This is a genomic window from Sphingomonas sp. Ag1 (genome assembly GCF_000980895.1).
Classification (GTDB): domain Bacteria; phylum Pseudomonadota; class Alphaproteobacteria; order Sphingomonadales; family Sphingomonadaceae; genus Sphingomonas; species Sphingomonas panaciterrae.
Genome location: NZ_LAZX01000023.1, coordinates 1 through 1,711 on the forward strand (window position 1 = coordinate 1; position 1,711 = coordinate 1,711).

2 protein-coding genes are annotated in these 1,711 nt (G+C 68.0%); one reads left to right on the forward strand and one right to left on the reverse strand.

Going from position 1 to position 1,711, the window contains the following annotated elements; genetic code table 11:
• Positions 1–213, reverse strand: a 213-nt coding sequence (locus XM50_RS20630) for a hypothetical protein (RefSeq protein ID WP_231621806.1), incomplete at its 3' end; no start/stop codon positions are given.
• 235 nt (positions 214–448) lie between these two features.
• Here XM50_RS20630 and XM50_RS00195 point away from each other — a divergent pair.
• Positions 449–1,711: TolC family protein (locus XM50_RS00195; protein ID WP_231621807.1), on the forward strand; the 1,263-nt coding region annotated here is incomplete at its 3' end.

Sequence of the window (1,711 nt, forward strand, 5' to 3'; positions counted from 1 at the left end):
GTTCTGCTTAACCTCCTCCACGGCCTCTTTGACCGGCACGAGGCCGTTGGCGATTTCCTCCTGCACCTGCTTGAGAGCGTCAGAAATCTCGCTGTCCGTGTGGGTCGAGAAACAGCGACGACCGCCAACACGAACGCGCTGAACGCGGGTTGATGTAGCTGGCGAACTGATGATCGTAACGACCGGCTTGGATGCGCGGCTCTGACGGAGCACAATCGGATCCTTGGTCGAGACGTTACGGCCAAAGTGCCAGACGCCATCTCCGCCACCTTCTCCTTCGTACTTCCCCTCATGCCGATGACGCGCGGACCAACTGGCGTTGGCCAGGTAAGGGGCGTACGCTCACGCCATGTGGAGAGGGGGCCCCCGTCGCTGGGATCCGGTTTCGCCTGCGCACGGCAGGCAGGCAGCCCTTGGTGTGCGCTGCAGCGGCTGGCGGATTGCGCTGTTGGCCGTTTCCGCGCTGGGGAGTGCGAGTGCAGCGACGGCTGATCCGGTGGCGATGAGCTTCACCGCCGCGCTGGAGCGGACTGACCGCGTGGATCCGGCGCTCTCAGCCGCGAAGCACGCCCAGAGCGCGGCGCGCCTCACCGAAGAATCGCTGTCGACGCTGAACCGCCCGATCGTCACCGTGTCGGCGCAATATGTCGAATATCAAAAGACGCTGTCGCTCGACCTCACCGGCCCGCGCCGCGACGCGCTGGACAGCTCCAACAGCTTCCTTGATTCGATCCCCGGCTCCGTCGCACCTGAATTTCAGACCATCGCCTCCGATATCGTGGGGCGAATCTCCCAGGCGCTGCCGGGGCTGTTCGCCGCACTGCCGAGCGACGTGTCGTATCGCTTTCGCCAGAGCGTGTTCCGCCCCACGGTCCAGGGCATCCTGCCGATCTACACCGGTGGCGCGATCGCCGCGATCAAGCGCGGGGCGGCGGCGGGAACCGCGCTGGGCGAGGCGCGCACCCGATCGGCGCGCGATCTGGTGCGGGTCAATCTGATCCGCGCCTATTTCGGCCAGCTTGCCGCCGCCTCGCTGGAGGATTCGACGCGCGAGTCGCTCGCGGCGCTCGATGATCTGCTGTCCGACGCGATCAAGCTGGAGCTGGCGGGCTTCGTTCCCCGCGCCCGCCGTCTGGAGGCGCAGGTCGCGCGTGACGCGGCGGAGCGGCAATATGGGCGCGCGGTGCTGGCGCATGACAGCGCCCGCAGCGACCTTGCCAGCCTGCTCGAGGAGGAGGACGTGACCCCCACGACACCGCTGTTCGTGCAGACCGCGCCGCTGCCGCCGCCAAGTACGTTCCTGGGCGGCGAGGACGATCTGCCGCAGACGCGCGAGGCCGATGCGGCGACCGCGGTGGCGCGGGCCGGGGTGGATCTGGCGAAGGCGCGCCAGCGGCCGCAGGCCTTTGCCTTTGGCGAATATAACCTCAACCGTTCCAATGCCTTGCCGGTCGAGCCGGACTGGATCGTCGGCGTCGGCGTGCGGTACACCCTGTTGTCCAATATCGGGCGATCGCAGTCGGTCGCGGCGGCGCGGGAGCAGGAGGCGGCGGCCGCGGAAACCGCGCGGGGCGCGCGGCAGACGAGCCGTGTCGCCACGCTGCGGGCGTGGAACCTGGTCGAAAGCGCGCGGCGTTCCTTCGTCTCGCTGGACAGCAGCCTGGCGGCAGCAGCGGAGAATCTGCGCGTTCAGCAGATCAGCTTCCGCGAG